Annotated in this window: 21 protein-coding genes; 13 read left to right on the forward strand and 8 right to left on the reverse strand. The window is 48.2% G+C overall.

Going from position 1 to position 25,108, the window contains the following annotated elements:
• Window position 1 precedes the first annotated feature (1 nt).
• The 4 genes from MD588_RS02095 to MD588_RS02110 all read right to left on the reverse strand — a co-directional run bounded on the left by MD588_RS02095 (window position 2) and on the right by MD588_RS02110 (window position 3,908).
• Window positions 2–331, reverse strand: a complete 330-nt coding sequence (locus MD588_RS02095) for a YbaB/EbfC family nucleoid-associated protein (protein ID WP_265695114.1) — start codon at window positions 329–331, stop codon at window positions 2–4.
• A 28-nt stretch (window positions 332–359) separates the two neighbouring features.
• Window positions 360–2,588: a DNA polymerase III subunit gamma/tau gene (gene dnaX / locus MD588_RS02100; protein WP_265695115.1), complete on the reverse strand. Its 2,229-nt coding sequence runs from the start codon at window positions 2,586–2,588 to the stop codon at window positions 360–362.
• 113 nt (window positions 2,589–2,701) lie between these two features.
• Entirely contained in the window at window positions 2,702–3,247 is a 546-nt protein-coding gene (apt, locus tag MD588_RS02105) for an adenine phosphoribosyltransferase (RefSeq protein WP_265695116.1), read from the reverse strand.
• Between the two features lie 253 nt (window positions 3,248–3,500).
• On the reverse strand, window positions 3,501–3,908 hold the full coding sequence (locus MD588_RS02110; protein WP_265695182.1) for a YbaN family protein: 408 nt from the start codon (window positions 3,906–3,908) through the stop codon (window positions 3,501–3,503).
• Between the two features lie 659 nt (window positions 3,909–4,567).
• On the opposite strand from MD588_RS02110, the gene MD588_RS02115 reads away from it, so the two are divergent.
• Complete coding sequence (locus MD588_RS02115; RefSeq protein WP_265695117.1) at window positions 4,568–4,930, forward strand: TraR/DksA family transcriptional regulator; 363 nt, start codon at window positions 4,568–4,570, stop codon at window positions 4,928–4,930.
• A gap of 86 nt (window positions 4,931–5,016) precedes the next feature.
• Here the strand turns inward: MD588_RS02115 and MD588_RS02120 are convergent, their stop codons facing one another.
• Window positions 5,017–5,655 (reverse strand): YccT family protein, encoded by a 639-nt coding sequence (locus tag MD588_RS02120; RefSeq protein WP_265695118.1) that lies wholly within the window; start codon window positions 5,653–5,655, stop codon window positions 5,017–5,019.
• Window positions 5,656–5,751: 96 nt separating this feature from the next.
• Complete coding sequence (locus MD588_RS02125; RefSeq protein WP_265695119.1) at window positions 5,752–6,711, reverse strand: porin; 960 nt, start codon at window positions 6,709–6,711, stop codon at window positions 5,752–5,754.
• A gap of 535 nt (window positions 6,712–7,246) precedes the next feature.
• Between MD588_RS02125 and dinG the strand changes: the two genes are divergently transcribed.
• The 12 genes from dinG to MD588_RS02185 all read left to right on the forward strand — a co-directional run bounded on the left by dinG (window position 7,247) and on the right by MD588_RS02185 (window position 22,738).
• Window positions 7,247–9,325, forward strand: coding sequence for an ATP-dependent DNA helicase DinG (dinG, locus tag MD588_RS02130; RefSeq protein WP_265695120.1), 2,079 nt, complete (start codon window positions 7,247–7,249; stop codon window positions 9,323–9,325).
• Between the two features lie 16 nt (window positions 9,326–9,341).
• On the forward strand, window positions 9,342–10,115 hold the full coding sequence (locus tag MD588_RS02135; RefSeq protein WP_265695121.1) for a sulfite exporter TauE/SafE family protein: 774 nt from the start codon (window positions 9,342–9,344) through the stop codon (window positions 10,113–10,115).
• A gap of 32 nt (window positions 10,116–10,147) precedes the next feature.
• The gene (gene priC, locus MD588_RS02140; RefSeq protein WP_265695122.1) at window positions 10,148–10,699 is read left to right on the forward strand and encodes a primosomal replication protein; all 552 of its coding nucleotides are present in this window, start codon (window positions 10,148–10,150) and stop codon (window positions 10,697–10,699) included.
• A 3-nt stretch (window positions 10,700–10,702) separates the two neighbouring features.
• Window positions 10,703–11,644: a histone deacetylase family protein gene (locus tag MD588_RS02145; RefSeq protein ID WP_265695124.1), complete on the forward strand. Its 942-nt coding sequence runs from the start codon at window positions 10,703–10,705 to the stop codon at window positions 11,642–11,644.
• 97 nt (window positions 11,645–11,741) lie between these two features.
• Complete coding sequence (rsmS, locus tag MD588_RS02150; protein ID WP_265695126.1) at window positions 11,742–11,909, forward strand: pleiotropic regulatory protein RsmS; 168 nt, start codon at window positions 11,742–11,744, stop codon at window positions 11,907–11,909.
• A 334-nt stretch (window positions 11,910–12,243) separates the two neighbouring features.
• On the forward strand, window positions 12,244–13,527 hold the full coding sequence (locus MD588_RS02155) for a hypothetical protein (RefSeq protein WP_265695127.1): 1,284 nt from the start codon (window positions 12,244–12,246) through the stop codon (window positions 13,525–13,527).
• 803 nt (window positions 13,528–14,330) lie between these two features.
• Complete coding sequence (locus tag MD588_RS02160; protein ID WP_265695128.1) at window positions 14,331–15,599, forward strand: TolC family protein; 1,269 nt, start codon at window positions 14,331–14,333, stop codon at window positions 15,597–15,599.
• Between the two features lie 8 nt (window positions 15,600–15,607).
• Window positions 15,608–17,347 (forward strand): efflux RND transporter periplasmic adaptor subunit, encoded by a 1,740-nt coding sequence (locus MD588_RS02165; RefSeq protein WP_265695129.1) that lies wholly within the window; start codon window positions 15,608–15,610, stop codon window positions 17,345–17,347.
• Entirely contained in the window at window positions 17,344–20,472 is a 3,129-nt protein-coding gene (locus tag MD588_RS02170) for an efflux RND transporter permease subunit (protein ID WP_265695130.1), read from the forward strand. Before MD588_RS02165 ends, MD588_RS02170 begins: the two co-directional genes overlap by 4 nt.
• A gap of 96 nt (window positions 20,473–20,568) precedes the next feature.
• Entirely contained in the window at window positions 20,569–21,105 is a 537-nt protein-coding gene (locus MD588_RS02175; protein WP_265695131.1) for a cupredoxin domain-containing protein, read from the forward strand.
• 258 nt (window positions 21,106–21,363) lie between these two features.
• Window positions 21,364–22,308, forward strand: a complete 945-nt coding sequence (gene dmeF, locus MD588_RS02180) for a CDF family Co(II)/Ni(II) efflux transporter DmeF (protein WP_265695132.1) — start codon at window positions 21,364–21,366, stop codon at window positions 22,306–22,308.
• A gap of 13 nt (window positions 22,309–22,321) precedes the next feature.
• Complete coding sequence (locus MD588_RS02185) at window positions 22,322–22,738, forward strand: MarR family winged helix-turn-helix transcriptional regulator (protein WP_265695133.1); 417 nt, start codon at window positions 22,322–22,324, stop codon at window positions 22,736–22,738.
• Window positions 22,739–22,788: 50 nt separating this feature from the next.
• Here the strand turns inward: MD588_RS02185 and MD588_RS02190 are convergent, their stop codons facing one another.
• Window positions 22,789–24,075 carry an MFS transporter gene (locus MD588_RS02190; RefSeq protein WP_265695134.1) on the reverse strand — a complete coding sequence of 429 codons (1,287 nt, stop codon included), beginning with the start codon at window positions 24,073–24,075 and terminating at the stop codon, window positions 22,789–22,791.
• A 39-nt stretch (window positions 24,076–24,114) separates the two neighbouring features.
• The gene (locus tag MD588_RS02195; RefSeq protein ID WP_265695135.1) at window positions 24,115–24,855 is read right to left on the reverse strand and encodes a glycerophosphoryl diester phosphodiesterase; all 741 of its coding nucleotides are present in this window, start codon (window positions 24,853–24,855) and stop codon (window positions 24,115–24,117) included.
• Window positions 24,856–25,108 lie beyond the last annotated feature (253 nt).

Consider the following 25,108-nt stretch of genomic DNA (forward strand, 5'->3'; position numbering starts at 1 on the left):
ATTAGAATGGCATCTTGAAGCCAGCTGGTAGGTTCATACCACCTGTTACACCGGCCATTTTTTCTTTCTGAGCTTCTTCGATACGACGTGCTGCATCATTGAACGCCGCCGCGATCAAATCTTCCAGCATGTCTTTGTCGTCTTCCATCAAGCTATCATCAAGCTCTACACGACGAACACTGTGGCTACCAGTCAGAGTCACTTTAACCAGGCCAGCACCAGATTCACCGGTTACTTCCATGTTTGCGATCTCTTCTTGCATCTGTTGCATGCGCTCTTGCATCTGCTGCGCCTGCTTCATCATGTTCGCCATACCGCCTTTACCAAACATATACTCTCTCTCTATTGGTCTGGTTAATCTATAAGGGTCTCACGCTTTCTTCATCCAGCGCAGCAGCAAACCGCTGGCAGATAAAGTTCACGTTGGGATCACTCAACAAACTATGTTTTGCCTGATCCAGTTTTTGCTGATAAATCGCCTCTCGCCATTCTAATGGTGATCGGCCTTTATCATTAAATTCAATCATCAGCTCTATCTGTGTTTCAAATAATTCAGACAAAGCCTGTGCCAGCTGTTCGCGGGCTTTTGGCGTATCTAGATGCTTCTGCGACTGGCGTAAAAACAAAGTCACCTTGTCGTCATCGCGTTCCAGCGCTGAATTAAGAGCCAGCTGCTGAACCATACGCCCTACATTTAGCTTAGTTACTAAATCTGACCAACTATCCTGATTTGCCGCTTCTTTGACAAGTAATTTCGCCATCTCTGGCGTTTTTTCATGCTCCAAAGCCCGCTTTAACGTACCCGGCGCAACTTCCTGCTTCGCATCTTCTGCCTTAGGTTGAGCCATCGGCTTCCACTGATATTCTTCATCTCTCGGCTTGGTTGCCTGTGAAGCAGTGATTCCCGGCGCTGGCATCGCTGATACTCCATGATCTGAAGCAGACTGACCGGTATGCTTGGTGGCAATTCGGTCTAGTACATTGGTTGCGACTTTTTTAGCTGGCGCCGATTCAATCTTTTTTGCTGAGGATGATCCCTCACTGCCGCGCTTATTCTGACTTCGCAGCTTGTTTCTGGCAGCCAACAAGCCGGACGCTGCCGACGCAGGTTGCGACGGTGCGGCTGGTTGAGCAGCTGGCATCTGCTGTTGCTGCACTGGAGCCGGCGTGTCATAGCCTGCCGGTACCTGCTGGGGCATTTCAGACGGTGTCATCGGCATCGAGGGTGCAGCAGGCTGCTGGTAATGTGGCTGAGAATAGTTCCCTTGCTGCGGTTGCGCCTGCGGCATTGACTGCGAAGCCGGTTGTTGTTGCTGTACAGGAGCAACTTGCTGAGGCGGAACCGAGGCCTGCTGTTGTCCATTGCTCATCTGAGCTTTCAGCGCCTGCACGCGTTGCATGCCTTGTTGGCCTTGCTGCCCTTGCTGCCCTTGCAACGAGCGGCTTTGAGCGGCAGGCTCTGTTGCCGGTATTGCAACAGCCTGTGGTGTGATCCCCTGTCCCGAAAGCGGACGGAATGCCAGCATTCTCAGTAATACCATTTCAAGGCCAGTACGACCATCCGGCGCAAAGGCCAGGTCCTGCCGACCTTGCAGGGCAATTTGATAGCACAGCTGAACTTCCTGCGGAACCATTTCTTTGCTCAGTGCGATCACGCGTTCGGCATCGGGTGCGGTCTCGTCTAATGAGGCCGACAACGCCTGATACATAGCAACCCGGTGCAACTGAGCTGCAAGTTCCCGTAGCAAACTATCCCACTCAACGCCCACACCGGCCAGCTCTTCTAGGCATGCCATTGCAGACTGGGCTTCGCCCTGCGCCATCGCTTCCAGCAGATAAAGTGCTTGTTCGGTATTCAGTGTGCCAAGCATCGCTGAGACAGTATCGGCAACAACCTGGCCATTACCCAAAGCAATAGCCTGATCGGCCAAACTAAGCGCATCACGCATACTGCCTTCTGCCGCTCTCGCCAATAAGCTCAATGCCCTTGGCTCGTGTTCGACCTGCTCCTGGGTCAATACGTTCTCAAGCTGAGACTGAATTTGCGTGTTATCTAGGTGCTTCAGGTGAAACTGCAGGCAGCGCGACAGAATAGTCACCGGCAGCTTTTGCGGATCCGTGGTTGCCAGAATAAATTTGACGTATTCCGGTGGCTCTTCCAGCGTTTTAAGCAGGGCATTAAAGCTATGACGAGACAGCATGTGTACTTCGTCAATCAGGTAGACCTTAAAACGGCCACGGGCAGGCTTATACTGAACGTTATCAAGCAACTCACGGGTATCTTCAACTTTGGTCCGCGACGCCGCATCGATCTCCAGCAAATCAACAAAACGCCCTTCATCAATTTCTCGGCAAGTCTCACACTGTCCGCATGGCGTTGCCGTGACCCCCTGCTCACAATTTAGCCCTTTGGCAAAGATACGGGCAATGGTGGTTTTGCCCACCCCTCGGGTGCCACTAAACAGATAGGCGTGATGAAGACGGTTATGGGCAAGCGCATTGGCCAGTGCCGTTAATACATGGGACTGTCCAACAACATCGTCGAATTGATGCGGTCGCCATTTCCGAGCCAGAACCTGATAACTCATGTTTACAAACCTTACAGAATCAAGAGCTCAATGCTAGCACAGGGAGGAAATTTGAGCGAGAGGGCGCCACCATGAGCGCCCAATCATTAGCCAGATAGAACTAGCTAAGAGAATTAGTGACCGTCGAAGTCACAAATGCTGTAAACATTCAGGCCGATAGCTTCCAGACGGTCAGCACCGCCAAGCTCAGGCAGATTGATCACAAATGCCGCATCTTCAACAACACCACCAAGGCGGCGAACCAACTTAGTCGTTGCTTCAATCGTCCCGCCGGTTGCCAGCAAATCGTCAACCAGAAGAACGTTATCGCCTTCGGCGATCGCATCGGTATGGATCTCTAGCGTATCCTGACCGTATTCAAGCTCATAGTCTTCGCCAATCACTTCACGCGGCAGTTTGCCCGGCTTGCGCACTGGCACAAAACCAACACCCAGCTCTAGGGCTAGCGGCGCACCGAACAGAAAGCCACGAGCTTCGGTACCAATCACCTTGGTAATGCCTTTGTCACGATATTGCTCTAGCAGAACCTGCATGGTTGCACGATAGGCTGATGGGTCTTCCATCAGGCTGGTTACATCGCGAAATAAAATGCCAGGCTTTGGGTAGTCCGGGATAGATTTAATACTGCTCTTGATCAAAGCTAGTTTTTCTTGAGTCATAATCGTTTTCCGTGCACCAGTTTACGCAAGTGCTGTAGAGCTAATCAAAAAAGCCTGCTTACAAACGCTGTCAGCAGGCCATAAATTCCAATAGCAAATAGTATTGATTTTCACCGACTGGAGCAACTAATACCACGGGATCTTTGTCATGAATCAAAAGATCCCATCACCAGAAAAACCAGGAAAGGCCTTATACCAAACTAAATAATTATCTGGCCTATCAGCGAGATTGTTCAGTTTGGTATTACAACAACTACTTACTCGACGGTAAGTTTGAGGTAGTCGATACCGAGGGTAATTCAATGACTGGCAGGCGGTTAAACCAAAACAATAAAATGCTTGCAATCACAATCAACATAACTTTGTGCCAAAGCAGCGGTACTAAGTAGATAGAGAGCAGAAAACTGAGGACAATAGTGCAGTTTGCTCGGCGCTTTACGGTCGATGAGACCCCGCCATGTTGGTGCCAGTTTTGTAAAATAGGACCAAAGTGAGGGTGATGATGAAGCCAGCGGCTGATGCGAGGAGAACCCCGCATAAAACAGGCACTGGCTAATAACAAGAAAGGGGTCGTCGGTAGCAAAGGTAAAAATATACCTATGACGCCGAGGGTGACACATAGCCAACCACAACCTAACAGTAGGACTCGCTTAATGAAGATGTTACTCTCCCCCTTTCATTGAACTAGGGATAACATACCACTAATAGTTGGAACATCAACTAGTGCGCGATGATCCCCAACCAAGTTAAACTTGCCGGTAGTGTTGGTAATGCAAGTGCTATCAGAAAACCAACAAAATACTTAACGTTGTACGGGTCTTTAAAACCGTGCTCCATGGTATGCTTCCTTTATAGGGCGTGTAAACGACTGACTGTTTGAAGCTTCATTGGCTCCAAATCATGATACCAAGCTGAGCAATTATCTGTTCCAATCAGAGCGATGCTAGCCGCTTGAGAGCAACCCAAAGTGATGAAGATATAGTCGTTCTACATCAAAGCAATTTGGGGTAGGTATCGAGCGGCTAGCACGCTCCCGAAGGGCGAGTTGTAAAAGCACAGCTACTGTGTTGCTTGATTTTGATGGATATGAACACACCTGCAATCAAGCGCCTTGTATCTGAGCCTTTTCAATCTCGCTGATAGGCCAGATAATTACTCAGTTTGGTATTACACCCACTATATAGGATTAAGAATGCGACAAAAACCGATGGAAATTATGGGTATTAAGCCTATTACTCTATAAAGGTTTGATTCAAATCACAATCAAACAACGAAACCGTTTTAGACTAAAATTATCACCAATAAAGATAATATAGAGATATGACAACGTCAGAGATTACTTACCAGCAACTAAAGACGCATTTAGAGCAAGAGCACGGCCAGCTAGCCAAAGAGCTTAAGCACGAAATGTTGCTCAATACCCTTGTTCCTTCAGCAACGGCAATAGAACAGGCCGATCTCAATGAGCTGATCATGATGGCAAAATCTTCATTTATTCCAAACTTGTTTGATTTAGCGATGAGAGTGGAAAAAGTGGATGCCGCCGTTTGCTCAATTAAGCTGGGTATGTATGGCCTGTGCGTTGACTGCGACGAAGAAATTGAGCTTAACGAACTGCAGGCAGATCCGGCACAGCCGCGCTGTCATTCTTGCCGTGAACACAGCCGTTATCATCATGACTGATTATTTCATCTAACGCGGGACAAATCTCTGTAGATTACTCATTGCCCCGCATTAACTCCGGATTGGTGATACCGGATGATCGCCGATCATTGCGCGTCTTGAGCTTTTGTCCACTGATGAAACGCTGCTTTTTCTTCCGCATTCGCCTTGCTATACCAAAGCTTAAGTTGTGCTAAGGCATCACCGGTTATTTTCACTTCGCCCTGCTGGGTAACTTCAACAGCCGCCTGTTTCAGATCAACGGCATAGCCTTGCTCAAACGTAATGCCCTGCTGGCGGTTATAGTCTGCGACTAAGGCTTCCATATCGCTAAATGCGGCAAAGCCCTTCCCCTGAAGTTCAACATACTCAAGTTTACGAGAAGCCCCACTGGCCAATTCAAGCATCCATTCAGGGTTGCGTTCAAAGTACGCCTTGGCCTGAGTCAATGTCGATAGACGTGGCAATACAATGGTGGCATCTTCACTGGGTACATCAAGCTCAAACAAGTATGGGCGGGTGGTATACATTTTCGTCTTTGAACCACTTTTCAGCTCACCCTCATAGCGCACAACCACCTGGTGTTTACCTTCAGCCAAATCCAGGCTTTCGGTTGGTGACCAAAATGACGACTCGACTTTCTTACCATCGACAACAAGCAGCTTGATATTCTCGCCAGTCGACAGAACCGCAGCCTGAAGGCTCAACGGCATTGCAAGCAAACCTGCAATCACTAACTTGTTCATTCTCTTCCCTATTCAATAATAAATCCAAAGTCTAAAATAACAAAAAGCCGCCCAAAAGGCGGCTTTTTCAAGAAGAATTCTTAGATTAAGTCAATCTTAGAATAGTACTTCCATACCAACTAGGTAACCTACATCTAGGTCAGTTGCATCGCTATCAGCCCAACCTAGCTCACCGTATACTTTCACGTTGCTGTGTAGCTTGTGAGTAACGTTAGCGTAAACGTTGTCAACAGTGTTGTCATCGTCGTCAGCACGGTTGTAACCTAGAGCAAATGTGTTTTTACCCATGGTGTAAGAACCAGCAAGTTCGATTAGGTCAACATCAGTAAGAGTCGCGCCAGCAACTTTCTGCTCAACGTTACCGTAAGATGCAGCGAATGCGAATGCACCCATTACGTACTCACCTTCAAGGTTGAAACCATCAATTTCAACTTTGTTAGCTACAGTTGATGCGCTCTCAGCTGTGTAGTAGTAACCACGTACGTCGAAATCAGCAAAACGAGCACCTAGGCGCGCATCTGTGATTGTACCGTTCGTGTTTAGGAAATCTGAAGCTGGCTCAGCACCTTCAGCATCTAGGTCGTGAGAAACACCGAAGTAGAACTGACCGTTATCGAATACGTACTTGATAGTTTCAGAACCTTCAGTACCCGCTAGGAAGTCTAGCTGCTCGAAGCCTAGCTCGTAGTCTTTACCGATACCTGCATCATCAGAGATAAGTAGCTGACGACCGAAAGTTAGCGTACCGAAATCAGCGCTGCCAAGACCAACCCATAGTTCGTCGTTTGTTACTTCACTTTTTTCGAACGCAAAACCAATACCACCAACAGCGTTTAGCTGGCTAGTAACTGCGATAGTTGTATTTAGCTGTAGGTCACCATCATCTAGGTGAATACCTGCATCGTCGTTTGACTTGTCACTTTGGATTGGCTGTAGGTATTGAACTTCAGCTGCTGCTGAAAGGTCAACAATTACGCCGTCTGCATCATATAGGTTGATACCTGCTTGTGCAGAACCTGCTGCTAGAACTGATAGTGCTAGAAGAGTCTTTTTCATGATATCCACTGCCTTTTCTTATTTAGATTGGAAATCCTATTCCGGAATTCCTTTTCTTTATAACCCCTCCGACTGTTATCCCTTTAAAACATAAAGAAAGATAAAAATCGCAGGTAAGTAATTTATGGACTCATCCTGACAGAATATTTATCTGCATGTCAAATTAGCTAAAAGAGAGCTCAAAAAACCTCAAACAAATTACCTTTCAACAACTTAGGTAAACAGCAGAACAAATAACCACCACAAAAAACATCGCAAATGACATTCATTCTCAAAAAGCCACTACCAACAAACCAACACAAAAAACTAAAAAAAAAGCAAAAAAACACAAGTACCAGCATAAAACACTATTACCCATGGGGTTGCGTGGTTAATCCCTTGTTTATAAACAACTCATTATACCTCTGGTGCAAGGTTCAATTTAGTTTCGTGACCAACATCTCATTTTTTTTAATTAATTCATCAGAACACGCTACCGCTCACATTTAGATGTTCGTGCTATAATGCCCAGCCTTGTCCTTACGAAGTTTCAGATATGTTACACAGTCAGATAAAAAGTGATATCAAACAATGCTATGAGAACTTGGGAAACCAACTAGATAACTTCATTCCCAGACGAGCACAGAACTATCTTGTAGCAGAGATCGCCAAAACTCTGGCTGGTGAATACCACCCAAAACACCGTATGCTGGTCGCAGAAGCAGGTACCGGGATCGGCAAATCACTTTCCTATCTACTCGGCGGGATCCCGTTCGCGTTGTTCAATAACAAAAAAATCCTAATATCGACTGCGACCGTAGCGCTGCAAGAACAGCTGATCAACAAGGACCTACCGCTGTTCAACCGAATTTTCCCTAAAGAGTTCAGCTTTATCTTAGCCAAAGGCCGGCAACGATACTGCTGTACCCATAAACTGGAAGCTTGCTGTATTACCGATACAGATCAACAGGTTGCACTTTGGGAAGAAAAACCTAAAAAGTCCGATTTAGATCTTTTGAAGCGAATGCTTAAAGCCAGCGAAGCCCAAAAATGGGACGGAGACCGTGACAGCTGGCCAACATCGATACCTGATCGTGTCTGGCAACAAATCGTGGCAGACAAGCACAGCTGCCATGCCGGATTGCCTAAACACCGTAGCTGTCCATTCGCCAAGGCACGTGAACACCTTGAAAAAGCCGACGTGATTATTGCCAATCATGCATTGCTAATGGCCGACATCGAGCTTGGTGGTGGAATTATCCTGCCGGAGCCCGAGCAAACCATCTACATTATTGATGAGGCACACCACCTTCCTCAGGTTGCACGGGATTTCTCATCCGCTGCAGCAAGCCTGAAAGGCGCGGCCAACTGGCTGGAAAAACTCAATCAATCCGTCAGTAAACTGGCAGAACTGGCTGACTACAAAAAAGCCGGCCGTTTTCAGACCACGCTCAGCGAAACCATTACCCACCTGATACCGTCACTGCGCCAAATCGCAGCCAGTGTCGACCCTGCACAGTTTAGCCAGGATGGTATATACCGCTTTGAGCATGGTGAACTCCCCGACTGGTTGGTTGAGGAAGCTAAAGGCTGCAAAGAAGCCAGCAAAAAGGCTCTACAGTCACTCGGTAAGATTCATGATTTGATTTCAGAGCGAATTAAAGAAAACGAAATCATTCCACGGCTGGGTGAGCAGGCCCTTGCCGAGTCCGGTTTCTATTTACAGCGACTAGAAAATCTCGAAAAAGTCTGGACATTAATGGCCCAGCCAAACAACGACAAAGGCGCCCCGCTTGCCCGGTGGATAGAAAAAAATCCTGACCGAGAAGGCGACTATATTGTTGAAGTATCTCCACTGGAAGTTGGCTACCGGTTGGATCAACTGCTCTGGAGTCGTTCTGCCGGCTCGATTTTAGTTTCGGCGACTCTACGAGCACTGAACCAATTTGACTATTTCTGCCGTCAGGCCGGTATCTTTGAGAAAGACAGTACACGCTTTTTGGCGCTGGCCTCACCGTTTGATTATCAGAATAATGCCCGGTTGGTTATTCCGGCAATGCCGCTTGAACCTCAAGCCGATAAGTTCACCGATCTGCTGATTGACACACTACCCGAATATCTGGAGGGCGAAAAATCCAGCCTCGTGTTGTTCTCTTCCTACTGGCAGATGAATAAGGTTGCCGATGAAATACGCCCGCTAGCAAAGAAAAACAAGTGGGAACTGCTGGTTCAAGGTGATGAATCTAGAAATATCACTCTAAAAAAACATAAAGAGAACTGTCAAAAAGGTAAAACGAGCATCCTTTTTGGTACAGGAAGCTTCTCTGAAGGTCTTGATCTACCTGGTGACTTACTCACCAACCTGATCATCACCAAAATTCCGTTTGCCGTTCCGACATCTCCAGTAGAAGAAGCACATGCCGAATATATCGAAAGCCGTGGCGGTAATCCCTTCCTTCAGATATCCGTCCCGGAGGCCAGTAAAAAACTGATCCAATCCGCTGGGCGATTACTGCGTAAAGAGCAAGATTCTGGTAGAGTCGTGCTGCTTGACCGTCGGGTGATCAGCCGCCGTTACGGTAAAGCACTACTTGACTCACTGCCACCTTTTAAACGTGTCATTGAATACCCTTAATTAAGAAAAACGATTAATGATAGAAATGATTGAACCAAGTATGTTGATCGTACTTGGTCTTGTTGCTTTTGCTGCTGGATTTATTGATGCCGTTGCCGGTGGCGGAGGGATGCTTACCGTCCCTACCCTGCTGTCTATCGGTCTACCGCCACATATTGCCCTGGGTACCAACAAATTAGCAGCTACATTTGCTTCTTCGACGGCAGCTTGGACTTATTATCGTAAGCAGCTGTTTTCTCCATCGTTCTGGCGCGCTTCATTTATCGCAACCTTAATTGGTGCCATTACCGGAACCCTTGTTGTAGATCTGATCAGTACTGATTGGCTGGAAAAAGTATTGCCGCTAATCATATTGGCTGTCGCGATATACACCGTCTGGCATCCCCACCCTAAAGGCAACTCACATAAACTGCCCAAGCCTTGCCGTCGGCTGACACGTAAACAGTGGTTACAGGGGACGTCATTAGGATTTTACGATGGGCTGGCCGGGCCGGGCACCGGCGCTTTCTGGACGGTTTCAAATATGGCGCTTTATCGACTCGATATCCTGATGGCATCGGGGCTTTCCAAAGCAATGAATTTTACCAGTAATCTGACATCGCTGATCACTTTTGCCGTTCTCGGCCACATCAACTTTGCCTTAGGCTTAACGATGGGCGTATGCTTAATGCTCGGCGCTTTTATTGGTGCCCATTCCGCGATTCGCTTTGGTGCCAAATTTATCCGTCCAGTCTTTGTTACTGTCGTCATTGTGCTTGCCGTCAAACTCGCGTGGCAAGCCTGGTTCTGATCTGAGATAAACCGATACCGGATTTGATAACGATGCCCGATCTCAAACGTTTAGAAAATATCCTTGACCAACTGGCCACCGATGCAGCCCAAACAGACCGCAAGCGCGGCGAGGCTGCTCGGCCACTGTTCGACGAGCAGCTTTTCTTCTGCCGCAGTAAATTACTTACCCCCTGCGTGGCAGAAATACGCGGTGAAATCAGCGCACTCAGAAACGAACGCAAAGCCGGAAAACTTCAGGCATCGCGAACCCAACACATCTGCGAGAAAATCATCGCGCAAATACAGGCCATTCAACGCGAGCTAGCTACCCAGCAAATCCGTAAGAATGAGCCCAAGCGAAAGCAGGGCTGGAAGCGGCCAATTCATGAGATGTATCAAGATTTGGCTCAGCATCAAGACTGGGAAAGACGTCTGGCAGCCATGCAACGCGATAAGGAAATGATGATCAATCGCTGTACAACATTAGTCGAACAGCAAAATCTGCAAAAAGAAGTATTGGCACTCGAAGGAAGATTGTCTCGCTGCCGTACTGCACTGGCCAAAATTGAAAAAGAGATCAGCCTTCGAGAGCGAAAAGGATAACGGATGCTGCCACTGGTTTATCACCCAATTTATTCTCAGTTGGATTTACCGGCGGATCACCGCTACCCCATTTCCAAGTACCGACGATTGTATCAACACCTCACAGAGGTTTTAAAGATAGAGCAGCAAGCCGATGCCTTGTTCTATCAACCAGAAGCGATAACCGCTGCAGACTTAAAAAGCCTCCACCAGCCTGATTATATTGACGCGCTGTTTAGTAATACCCTGCCCGCAGCAAAAATGCGTCGTATTGGTTTTCCGTGGAGCCAACAACTTATAGACCGTACGCTGACATCCGCAGCAGGTACCCGCCTGGCCGTAGACCTTGCCTACGAGCATGGGATCGGACTCCATCTTAGTGGGGGATACCACCATGCGCATCACGATTTTGGCAGTGGCTTCTGTTTAGTCAACGACCTTGCTTTCGCAGCCAGACATGCCCTTACCCTTGACGGTATCGACAAAGTGATGATCATTGACTGTGATGTTCACCAGGGTGACGGTACAGCAACCCTGCTGAGCGACGATGACGACATCATTACCTTCTCGGTTCATTGCGATAAGAATTTTCCGGCCCGTAAGCCCGATTCCGATATTGATCTGGCACTGCCTAAACAGACGACGACAGAAGATTACCTAACGGCATTTGAAGCGATCCTTAATCTGGCCCTGGCTCAACACCAACCCGACTTCATTCTCTATGATGCCGGTGTCGATATTCACCAAAACGACGAACTGGGTTATTTTAATGTATGCAAAGACGGTATCTTTAAACGTGATCACTTAGTGCTCAATCACTGCCAGCAGGCTGAAATACCTGTTGCTGCAGTTGTCGGGGGCGGATACCGAAAAGATCACCAGCAACTGGTCGAACTGCATACCCAACTGTTCCATGCGGCTATCGCGGTTTATCCCCCCCAGCAATGTAAGACACGAGCTCAATGACACATAGCTTACCAAGTTCTAATTTGTGCTAAGCTCGTGAGAACAGGCAGTATTGTGGCTAACCCACCGTAAATCCACTCAATCATTAAAGAGCACTATGACAGATAAAAAGACACCAACGCCATTAGATGAAGCTCCAGAAGATATTAAGCTTGCTGTTGATCTGATTTACCTGCTGGAAAGCAATGAAATTTCACCCGAGATTGCTCTTTCAGCCCTAGAGATCGTCACTCAGGATCTCAAAGCGAAGCTCAATAAATCATAATATCTTTCCCTGATATTAAACCAGACACTTACCAGCAGTTTGATTATTCAAACTGCTGGATATATTTATAAATGGCAATTCATTTTAATAACCAACCTCATTGCTATTGTGAATTTTACCATTGCCCAAGCCGTCAATAAAATGACGACAAATATAGCTTAAGCGCCAGACAAATATCACTTTTGCCCCTCTATAAAAAATATTCAATATAATTTATCGATACGATTTATCTTGTATATAAATATAATTAGAATACACGTTGCTTAAATAATAATTAGATCGTTAACTGCTTTTACTTATATTCATTGTTAATTCCATCATCAAGGAGTGCCTCATGAAGAGGGATTTTAAAATTGCTGCAATTGCTGTAGCCATTACACTTTCAGGTTGTGCATCTGATTCTGATTCAACAGCAAGCCTTCCACTGGAGACCAACCAGTCACAAGCCGCTGTTCAAATCGATAGCTTTGTACAGTCTCTCGAGAATGCTGAAAAAACACTTGCAGCAACAAAAAGCACAGAACTGGATTGGTTTGCATCAATTCAAATGCGCGATGCTAAAAAAGCACTGGCAGAAGCTAAAGAATATTACGCGGAATTTGAACTAGACCCATCACAAGCCAATAGCAGCAGTGGATTCTTTAGTTCAAAAACGAACCTGCAAGCAGCCGAAGAGAGCATTGCGGCATTTAATACCCATGTAACTAAAGCAGAAACCATTCGTGCTGAAGCATTAACAATATTAGAAGATGCCTTCAGTTACCGTGACCAACTAGAAACTATCAATGCCGCTAAATATTATCCAAAAACAGCCAAGCAGCTAGAACAAAAACTCAAAAGACTCGTTGATAATATTGCCAGTGACAACGCAGATAAAGCAGTGAGTGCACAGCCAGAATTAGTTCGTAAACAACGAGCTCTGGAAGTCAGAACGGTTACCCGCATCTATCTGTCTGACGCTCAAAAAGAACTTAAGCGTCTAAAAACCGCCCGTATTGGTATGCACGCACCTGAAACTCTTGCTCAGGCCGCAGCAGCCGTCACTGCTGCGGAAGCCTTTATTACAGCAGAGCCACGAGCTACACAGCAAATCATCAATAAAGCCGATGAAGCAATGTTCTCGCTGAACCACGCCCAGCAAATCGCTATCGTGGTGAAAAAACTAAAAGCAATGCCAGAGAAAGATTACGAGCGCCACGTTCTGAGCTACGAAAAAATCTTGCTAAATATCTCGCTGGCACTGGGCGCAGAAGACATGCGTGATCAGGCGATCAGCAAGCAAGGTAAAAACCTCGTAAAGCATATCAAAGACAACCTGCAGGGTGAGCAAGAGACATTGATTGCCCAACAGAAAGTTCAGAGTGAACTGGCTGATGAGAAAATGCGTGTTACGATCCTTGAGCAAAAAATCGCCCAGCTATCAGCCCAACTTCTTGCAGCCGAACAGGCACCTTCAGTCGCTCCTTTGAAGGAAGTTGTACCAGTAAAACCTGTCTCCCCTGTTAAAAGTGCAGCAGTGACTCAAGAAAAAGCGCCTGTGGTATCAGAACCAGCAGCGCAGCCGGTCGAAGTCAACAGCGAAGTACAAGCAGTCCCAACGGAAAGTGAACAAAGCTAACCCGTTCTCTTCGGCAGCTTGCTAGCCTCAGCTAAAGCGTCTCTCTTCCACTAAGAGAGACGCTTTATCAAGCACAGTCCTTATTTGCACAGACTCCCCTAGCAGATCACTATGCTCTCTGCATTTCAGCCTTTCTCATTTTCTACTGCAAGTTGCATTATTGAAACAATCTCACGCTACATTACCACTTAAAATTATTGTTCATATTCAATAATGAAGCACTTGACCTTCCCCCAAGGGAAAGGTTTAAAGTTTCGCATAACCTCAGTAGAGTAGTAATCGTGGTAATGACATACCGAAGTCGCACAGACAATCTGTTCGCTATAATTCTGGTTCTGATGATCAGCCTGATCACCAGACCGGTTTTTGGTATGTCTGCTCATCACCAGGCAAATATGGTTGCGGCCCCGGTGTCCTACCATCACGTAATGCCTCCCGCAACAACGACGAACACAGACTGTCATCATCCGAAGCAGCAACTATCTTCGCCTCAAAGCGAATGCTGCTCAGAGGCAGACATGTCACAATGTTCTGACTGCGATTCCGCGCACTGCCAATCTTACAGTAACTATTTGCCTATCGGGACAGGGACTATTACCGATCTCCCGAACGACCGCCTAATCCCTATATTAACTTCCGCCCAAACGGTTTCCCGAACGGAAACTCTGTTCCGCCCACCAATACACTAAATACATCCAATAAATTAAAAACGCCGTTTTATAGCAAGGAGGGTCAGGCTATCCATAGCCACTCTCTACCTGTAATGCAGCCTCTTATTCTGACTCTTTGTAGTGGATGTATTTATGCAAAAAAGCATACTAGCCCGTGTGCTGGGTTTCGCGCTGGTTACTGCCGTGGCACAACCAGCAGCCGCAACCCCAGAGCTAAACAGCCTGATCAACTGGGCTATCGAGCACGATGCAGGAAGACAACAAATTCAATACCAGGCCAACTCTATGGTCGATATGAGCGTGGCCTCCGGTCAATGGATGGATCCCAAGCTCAAGGTTGGTGTTGGCGGCCTACCGGTTGATAGCTTTTCTTTCAACGATGATCCCATGACCAAGATATCTGTTGGCCTGATGCAGCAGTTCGGACGTGGCGATACCCTGGAGCTGAAACAAAAGCAAAATAACCAGAAAGCGAGCAGCCAGCGCGAGAAGCTTGGGGTACGCGAACTGGATATAAAAAGTGCTATCACAAATCTATGGATAGAACTCACCTACCAGCAGCAGGCCCACCAACTCCTGGTTAAGAACCAGACCCTGTATAGGGAGTTGGAGCATTACCTTGGCACCAACTACGGTGTGGGGGCCAACCAGGCACAGGATATTATCCAAGCTCAGCTGCAAATCAGTAGGATGGACGAAAAGCTCCAGGCTAATGAACAAATGCAGCAACGTTTACGCGCCCAGCTATCAGAATGGCTAGGCAGCCGGGCGGCCTCGGTGACAGCCGGTAAATATCCACAATGGTCTGCACTTTCTGCTTACCTGTCAGCTGCACAAGACGATAACTACCAAGCTCTGGCCTCCCATCCATCAATTCGAGTTGTTGATGAGCAGATCAAAAGCAGCCAGACCGGAATCGATATTGCCCAAGAGTCCTATCAACCTCAGTTTAGTGTGGAAGTCATGTATGACTACCGCCAGGCAAACGGGATGAACGGTCAACCGGCATCAGATCTGGTCAGTGCATTCCTAACGATGGATCTCCCCCTATTCACCGACAAGCGTCAGGACAAAACACTATCCTCGGCGCAGCATCAACTAGGGGCTGAAAAGTCGCAGCGAGATCTGATGCTCAGGCAGATGAATGCCAAGGTGAATGCCCTGCTAATAGACCGAAGCAATACTCAACAACGCCTGACAAGGTACAACGACTCTCTGTTGCGTCGCGCCAGCGAGAAAACTCAAGCAATCGAGCGGGGCTATCAGAACAATACCAGCCAGCTGGATGAATACATCCGAGCCGCCAGCGAAGAGCTCACGATCGAACTGGAGCAGCTACGTCTTACTGCTGATTTGCAGCTGGTTAACAGCAACCTTGCCTACATGCTGAACAAATTTTAGGGAATATTATGAAACAATCACTAACTGTTACCATATTGGCTCTGGCCGTTGGCGGCGCTTTGGGTTACTTCGCGGCAATACAGACCGGTTCACAAGACAGCCAAGCGACAAGCTCCGGCAGCAACGAGCCCCTTTACTGGGTTGCACCGATGGATCCGAACTACAAACGAGACAAGCCTGGCAAATCCCCGATGGGCATGGACTTAATTCCTGTATATGAAGAAGACTTGGCTGGCGGAGATCAGGACCAGGCCGGCACAATATCGGTGTCACCTGCGGTTGAAAATAGCCTCGGAGTCAAAACAGCAAAAGTTAGCCAACAGCAACTCATGCCAGAAATTGATACCGTTGGCTATGTCACCTTTGACGAAAGCCGCCTGTGGCAAATCAATAGCCGGGTCAGTGGCTGGATTCAGAAACTGAATGTCAGTGCTATTGGTGAAAAAGTCAAAAAGGACGAGGTACTGTTTGAAATTTACTCGCCAGATTTGGTCAGAGCCCAGGAAGAGCTGCTCAATGCCAAGCGTATCGGCAAGGCCGTTCTGGTCAAGGGCGCCAAAGAACGACTGGCTTCTCTGGGCGTTGACCGGAGTCAAACCAATGAAGTCCTACGCCGTGGCAAAGCCAAGCAAAACATCGCTATCAAGGCACCAGCTGATGGTATTATTGCCAGCCTGAACGTCCGAAACGGAGCTTTCCTGTCACCACAGCAGACAGTGATCAGTGGCGGTTCGCTAGACAATATCTGGGTAGATGCAGAGATCTTTGAGCGTCAGGCACACTGGATCAAACAAGGCACCAATGCCGATATGAGAATTGATGCCCTGCCAGGGAAATCGTGGCAAGGTACAGTGGATTATGTCTACCCGATCCTCGATCCCAAAACCCGCACGCTTCGGGTACGGCTAAAATTTGCCAACCCGAATGGCGCCCTAAAGCCTAACATGTTCGCTAATTTAACTATGATACCGCGCAGCAATGAAGCTGTTCTTGCCGTACCAGATCAGGCAGTGATCCGAGCCGGTAATATGACTCGCGTAGTATTGGCACTTGGTGACGGCAAGTTCCGTTCAACGCGAGTTGAAACAGGGCGCGTCGCTGGTGGCATGGTGGAAATCACCCAAGGGCTGTCAGCACAAGATACCGTAGTGACTTCGGCTCACTTCATGTTGGACTCCGAGTCCAGCCAGAGTGCCGATCTGAGTCGAATTGCAGGCCCCCAGACAACAACACCCGCAAACACAGCCATCGCAACCGGTACGGTGCGTGGCATCATGCTTGATCACAACATGCTGACAATCGAGCATGCCCCAGTTGAGGCATGGGGCTGGCCAACCATGACTATGAACTTCACGGTGAGTGACGACAGTGATCTATCCCAGCTTGTCGGCGGTCAGGCGATCCGCTTTCTGATTGAAAAAACCAACGACAACCAGTACACCATCAGTGAAGTAACTGCTGATGGACAAGCCAGCCCGTCAGCCCAGGTCAATAGCGTACCGGCAACAGGAGTGATCCGTGGGATCATGACTGACCACAACATGCTGACCATTGAACACGCCCCGGTTGATGCCTGGGGCTGGCCGGCGATGACCATGAATTTTACGGTCAGTGACGACAGCGATTTAACGCAATTTAACAATGGCCAGTCAATTCGCTTTACTCTCGAGAAAAGTAGCGATAGCCAGTATAGCGTTAGCCAAATTAAATCGGCACAGACTTCTGATACCAAGGAAGGTGCACAATGATCGGAGCAATTATCCGCTGGTCGATTAAAAACCGTTTCCTGGTTTTGATCGCTACCGTCTTCCTGGTCGCCGCTGGCCTGTATAGCGTCAAGAAAACCCCGATTGATGCCATTCCGGATCTATCGGATGTACAGGTGATCATCAAAACCAGCTACCCGGGACAGGCTCCTCAGGTAGTGGAAGATCAGGTCACCTATCCGCTGACTACTGCGATGCTGGCAGTACCAGGAGCGGAAACCGTCCGTGGCTACTCTTTCTTTGGTGATTCCTATGTCTACATTATCTTCAATGACGATACCGACATGTACTGGGCCCGCTCGCGGGTACTGGAATACCTGAGCCAGGTCGCCCCGAACCTTCCTCCTAGCGCCAAGCCGACGCTGGGTCCAGATGCCACGGGTGTAGGCTGGGTTTACAGCTACGTTCTGACAGACAAAACCGGCCAGCATGATCTGAGCGAGCTGCGCAGCCTGCAGGACTGGTTCCTGAAGTATGAGTTGCAGACTGTCGATGGTGTCTCGGAAATCGCTACAGTCGGCGGTATGGTCAAGCAATATCAAGTACAGATCGATCCGGCCAAGCTACGTGCCTATAACCTGACATTGCAGCAGATCAATATGGCCATCCAGGCTGGTAACCAGGAAGCTGGCGCCTCGGTAGTAGAAGTTGCCGAAGCCGAGCATATGGTTCGCGCAACGGGTTATGTCTCTGATGTTGACGACCTGAAGAACCTGCCGCTTAAGGTGACAGAAAAAGGTACCCCGCTACTACTGGGTGATATCGCAGACATCAACCTCGGCCCGCAGATGCGCCGTGGTATTTCGGAATTTAACGGCGAGGGAGAAGCCGTCGGCGGGGTGATCGTGATGCGATTTGGCGAGAATGCCCGCGATGTTATTGAGAACGTCAAAACCAAGCTGGCCGAACTCCAACGCAGCCTGCCTGAAGGCGTGGAGATAGTCCCGACCTATGATCGCTCCGGCCTGATCGACCGTGCCGTAGAAAACCTGTATGAAAAGCTGCTGGAAGAATTCATTGTGGTCGCCGTGGTGTGCGCCCTGTTCCTGTTCCACTTCCGCTCTTCACTGGTCGTGATGATCAGCCTGCCAATCGGCATTCTCAGCGCGTTCATCGTCATGCACTGGCAAGGGATCAATGCCAACATCATGTCACTGGGCGGCATCGCCATTGCCATCGGTGCTATGGTCGACGGTGCCATCGTAATGATCGAAAACGTCCACAAGCATATTGAGCGAACACCGCTGACTGACAAAAACCGCTGGCAGGTGATCGGAGAAGCAGCTGAAGAAGTCGGCACACCGCTGTTCTTCTCGCTGATCATCATCACCCTGAGCTTCGTCCCGGTATTTGCCCTTGAAGGACAGGAAGGCAAAATGTTCTCGCCGCTGGCCTTTACCAAGACTTACGCCATGGCGGCCTCTGCCGGGCTGGCGATCACCCTGGTACCGGTGCTGATGGGCTACTTTATCCGTGGCAAGGTACTGCCTGAGCATAAAAACCCGGTTAACCGCATCGTGGTTGGCCTGTACCGCCCGCTCCTTAACCTGAGCATGCGGTTCCCGAAAACTATCATAGTGATCGCCATCGCCTTAATGGCTTCTGCCTATTACCCGATGCAAAAAATGGGCAGTGAGTTCATTCCGCCGCTGGATGAAGGCGATCTGATGTATATGCCAACCACCTACCCGGGAATTTCAATTGGTAAAGCTCGTGAGTTGCTGCAACAGACTGATAAATTGATCAAAACGATCCCTGAAGTGAAAACGGTTTGGGGCAAGATTGGACGCGCTGAAACAGCAACCGATCCGGCTCCCCTGACGATGATTGAAACCTTTATTCAGCTTAAACCGCAGGAAGAATGGCGTGAAGGCGTGACCAGCGCAAGCCTGCACCGTGAACTGGACCAGCTTATTCAGTTCCCAGGCCTGACCAATGCGTGGGTAATGCCGATCAAGACCCGTATCGATATGCTGGCAACGGGGATCAAGACCCCTATCGGGATCAAGATTGCCGGACCTGAACTCAAGCAGATCGAAGGGATCGGTGCCCAGCTGGAAACTATCCTCAATGACGTTGAAGGCACCGCCTCTGTATATGCCGAACGTGTTGCCGGCGGCCGCTATATCACTATGGATATCAAGCGCCGTGAAGCAGCGCGCTACGGACTAAGTATCAAAGATATCCAGCAGGTGATCAGCACCGCGATTGGCGGAATGAATGTCGGGGAGTCGATCGAAGGGCTGGAACGCTACCCAATCAATGTCCGCTACCCGCAAAGCTACCGTGACTCGCTGGTCAAGCTGCAAAATCTGCCACTGGTCACCCCTAACGGTGCCCGGATAGCCCTGGCTGATGTCGCCGATGTCCGCTTCGAAGACGGCCCTCCGATGATCAAAACCGAAAACGCCCGTCCTAACGGCTGGGTGTTCATCGATATCGATGGCCGCGATCTGGGCTCCTATGTCCGCGATGCACAGCAGAAAGTGGCACAAGAGCTATCTCTGCCAGCCGGATACTCGCTGGTCTGGTCAGGACAATACGAGTATATGGAACGAGCGAAAGCACGGCTGAGCGTCGTGGTACCTGCCACTATCGCCATCATCATGATGCTGCTGTACATGAGCTTCCGTCGGTTTGGTGAGGTCTTGATGATTATGGGCACCCTACCGCTGGCCATGGTCGGTGGTCTGTGGCTAATGGAAATATTAGGCTACAACTTCTCGATTGCCGTCGGGGTCGGCTTCATTGCCCTGGCAGGGGTCGCTGTCGAGATCGGTGTGATCATGCTGGTGTACCTCAACCAGGCCTGGCACTACAAACAGTTCGATGCCGAGCAACAGCAAACTGCGCTGACCCAGGCCGATCTGGCAGAGGCAATCAAAGAAGGCGCGGGGATGCGTGTACGTCCGGTAATGATGACAGTGGCAACAGTGATCATCGGCCTGATCCCAATCATGTATGGTTCAGGTACCGGTTCGGAAGTCATGCAGCGTATCGCGGCACCGATGATCGGCGGTATGGCCTCGGCCCTGCTATTAACGCTGGTCGTGTTACCTGCAGTCTTCAAACTATGGAAAGAAGTCAGCCATAAGCTAAATAAATAAAACATAACTGGGCGGTGCATACGCTAAGGTGCACCGCCACTGGAGCGCATCATCGCAAGCTATTGCATGAATATAATCAAAACAAAGGGATACAATATGAAGAAATATCAAATTCTACCTATGGGATTACTGCTTGCTTCTACAGCTGTATTTGCCGCAGGCCAACACGCGGGGATGGATCACAGCGAGATGGACCACAGCAAAATGGTCTCCAGCACAATAGATCACAGCAACATGCAACATCATGGCCAAATGGCCTCGGCAGTAGGCATGCCGGCACCGGTAGAACAGGCCACAAAGACTTTCGAGGTTAGCCTTACCGACGATATGAAAATGCACTTTTCACCGGCACTAAATATCAAACAGGGTGAAATAGTCCGCTTTGTGATCTCCAACAATGGCAAAATGCCCCATGAGTTTTCGGTCGGCAGCCTTGATGAGCAAGACAAGCACCGAGCCATGATGCGCTCAATGCCCGATATGGTACATTCCGACGGCAGTACGATTACCCTGCAGGCAGGCGAAAATGCCGAGCTGGGCTGGCACTTTATGGGGACAAGCTTCGTCGAGTTCTCATGCAATATTCCCGGCCATGCCGAGGCCGGCATGAAGATGAATACGATCCTGCGCTAGGACTTTGCACACTAAAAACCAACAGCACATCAACCAGACGATATATAACTAAGGGGCACAATTTGTGCCCCTGTCACTACCATCTTCGTTTCTGACTTTCTTCCTGCAATTATGACTTAATGTCGAGATCATACCGATCATTTTATCCTGCCAAGATTATCTCGTAATAAATTTACCTTGATATTCAAACTATATAATGAAATTATAGTTTGAATATCAAACTATAATAACTTCAAACTATTAACACGGGACATTGCAGTGCATTCACAAACTCTCAGCCAGTGGCAACATTCGCATAATTTTGTATCAACCAATCCCAAGGGAGAAAAGCGCACTCTATGGGTATTGTGGCTAACCGTCATCACTATGGTTGCGGAAATCACTGCCGGTAGTCTTTATGGCTCAATGGCACTACTTGCCGATGGGTGGCATATGGGAACCCATGCTGCGGCCTTCATGATCACTATTTATGCTTACCGTTATGCCCGCAAGCATACCGACAACAAAGCCTTCTCATTCGGTACCGGCAAAGTGAGCGTCCTTGGCGGTTTCACCAGTGCTATCGCTCTCGGATTAGTCGCCCTGTTGATGATGGTCGAATCGGTACAGCGACTGTTCTCGCCCGAAGCTATTCAGTTCAATGAGGCGATTATGGTTGCCATCATTGGCCTTAGCGTCAATGTCATCAGTGTGTTCCTGCTGAAAGATGACCACCACCATGATCATCATGGTCACGACCATACACACCACCACGGTCATGATCACCACCATCATGATCACAATTTAAAAGCGGCTTATTTTCATGTGCTTGCCGATGCTTTAACCTCATTGCTGGCCATCGTCGCACTACTATTCGGTAAGTACTACGGCCTGAACTGGCTTGATGCCATTATGGGGATCGTGGGAGCCGTGATTATTTCCCGCTGGGCATGGGGATTGATGAAACAAACCAGCCCAATTTTACTGGATGGTAATATTGATACCGCTTACCAGCAAAAGATCATCGACACCCTAGAAACAGGCACGGATGACCGAGTCAGTGATATTCATATCTGGAAAGTCAGCGCCAATCACTATGCAGCAATGATTTCTCTGGTTACCCATACACCGAAACCTGCACAGGATTACAAGCAATTACTGACAAATTTCGATAAACTCAGTCACCTGACCATTGAAGTGAACAGGTGTCAGGAATTGCACTGACAACGGATATTTAATGAAAGAGATTGAACAGTTAAACCATACCATTATCGAATTTTACGAAAAGCTATCATCCTGGGAGCAATCTGTCGTGCGTGGCAAAGGCTTTACCCTGCCCCAGGTTCATATCGTTGAAATTCTCGGAGTACACGGCGCCATGCGAATGAAAGAGCTGGCAGACAAGATTGGCGTCACTACCGGTACTCTAACTGTTCAGGTCGACAAAATGGTTCAGGCCGAGCTGATCCAGCGCCGCCCACATGAATCAGACCGCCGCTCGATTCTCGTTGAGCTAACGGAAAAAGGGATTGAGATGTATCAGGAGCACGACAACCTGCACCTTTCCCTGACCCAGGATATCACTGCCGGGCTAGACGAAGCTGAACGTCGGAACCTGCTCAGTTACCTTGTAAAAATGAATCAGGAATTCTGATCAAAAAAGCGCAGGCAAAACCTGCGCTTTATTCTTATTGACTCACAGTATTACGCCGCACTGACTGCCAACTCTCCCTTCTGGCGACGCTTGACCACCAGCAAGATAGCGGCACATATCATACCTGCAGCAGAAACAGCCAAACCAATCCCAAAGATCATCTGATAGGCAGCCACTTTCTCAAAGCTATCAATAATCCAACCGTTTAGCGCGTAAGCCCAAAAGACTGATGCATAAGCCGCAAATGAACCGACACTCATCGCCGCGCCGCTGCATTGCTCGGGCACGCCCGCTTCAGCAATAGGTGCAAGGATGATCCCCTTGGCCAGAAAGATTGAAAACGAGAATGCCATTAGCAATACCATATTCATAACCAGCATATCAGGGGTTTTAGGCAGTAAAATAGTACCTAGCAGGCACAACCCGGTCAACCCAAGGGCGAACAGCATCATCTTAATTGACGATTTAAACACAAAGTCAGACAGTGAGCCGGCAACCAGGCCAGCCACAACGCCCATTGCACCAGTATTAATAATACCGAACAGTGCCGCCTGAGAGGTTGTTAAGCCAAACACCGCCTGCAGGTAAGGGACGGTATAGATCAAGGTTATATAGGTCCAGTACACGGTAAGAGAGGTCAATGCCGCCAGCCATACCGTTGGCATCTTCAGTACGTGAATCAAACCTTGCAGCGCTGCCTTATTCTTGTTTTCACCCTCTTTCACTTCCAGTTTGTTTTCCGGCACAAATTTCCATACGCAGAAAATCATTGGAATAATCAATAAGGTGTAGAATAAAATTGCCCCTTTGAAGATAAGAATTGAGCCGCTCACCAGCGCCATCACACCGACAATCAAAGCATTCATGCTCATTTCTGTTGCACGGCGGAGCGATTCCAGCAGACCAAACGCCATCCCCTTGTTGTTCTCACCCGACATCAGGTTGACGCCATTGACCACCGCTGGCCAGAAAATCGCATCAGTAAGGCCCCAGATCCCGGCAATCACTGCCAATATCGCAAATTCCGGCTGGAACAGAATGATATACATCATGCTAACCAAGCGTACCACCAGGCTGGTCATCAAAATCGATTTCACTGAAAAGCGGTTATTCACCCAGCCTGCCGGAATGTAGAAAAACATCGCCGAGCCAATCAGAGTAAACAGAATACCCATCTGGGTATTATCAATACTCAAAACATCGAGCAACAGGTTATAGAAGGTACCCTTAAAGGCTTCAAAAGCCGAATAAATGATCTGTCCGGACATCACTACAGACAAGAAACCATAAAACTTCTTATTGGAATCGAAGCCAATTTTCCCTATCAATTTGTTCATAAAAGACCTTTGTTGTTTTTTATTGTTTTGGTGCTGGTATTAACGTTGCTTATATTTAGAAGGAAAACGGTGGGCAATATCGGTAAAGACGCCGTCGACCCCCCAATTGAACAGTTGATTCGCACGGGCCAAATCATTCACTGTATACACATTGATCTTGTAACCGGCAGCCTTGAACTGCTTAATCATGGCCTGGGTCAGGTTCTTGTCTTCCGGGTGGATATATTCGGCTTCACAGGCCTGCAATATAGACTCCCAGTCATCCCACAAATTGGCGCTTTCAAAAAGGCAAGCAACCGCCGTTTGCGGACGACGTCGTTTAAACTCGGCAAGCGCCAGATGATTGAAACTAGAAACAATCAATTCACGACCAGCATCCAATTTCTCCAGGGTGGAAATCACCGTCGTCAATAATTTATCTGTCATCTCCCACCCGGCAGTACATGACTTGATCTCAACGTTGATATTCAGCTCATGCTGATTAACTAACTCTATTAACTGCTCAAAAGTCGGAATAGGTTCGCCAATAAAGTCATCATGGAACCAACTGCCAGCATCAATACTGGCGAGGTCGGCATGTGTTAGTTCGTACAAGCTTCCACTGCGGTCTGTACATCGATCCAGCGTATCGTCATGGGAAACCACGACAGTTCCATCTGCCAGAATATCTACATCACACTCGATCCATTTAATCCCATACTCCTTACACTTAGAAAATGCAGCCAGAGTATTTTCTGGTGCAAGTGTCGAGATGCCACGGTGAGCGAATACATTTTTCATGAGGGTACCTGTTTGTTTTCGAACGAACATTAAACGCTCGGAAATATACATGCAGTTATACGTAAAGTATGTGACAGAACAGTGATATGGCTATCAGATAGTGTGATACTGACAGCATAAATGCTAATTAATAGCGACTTTGTAGAATTAACGCACAGATAAAAACATAACAAAATCAATGATATATACACACATGCATAAGTGGCATCAATGTATATCTGAAGACAGGTGCTGATTTCTCAACCAGTAAAAA

It is taken from the genome of Photobacterium obscurum (assembly GCF_026191635.1).
GTDB classification, from domain to species: Bacteria; Pseudomonadota; Gammaproteobacteria; order Enterobacterales; family Vibrionaceae; genus Photobacterium; species Photobacterium obscurum.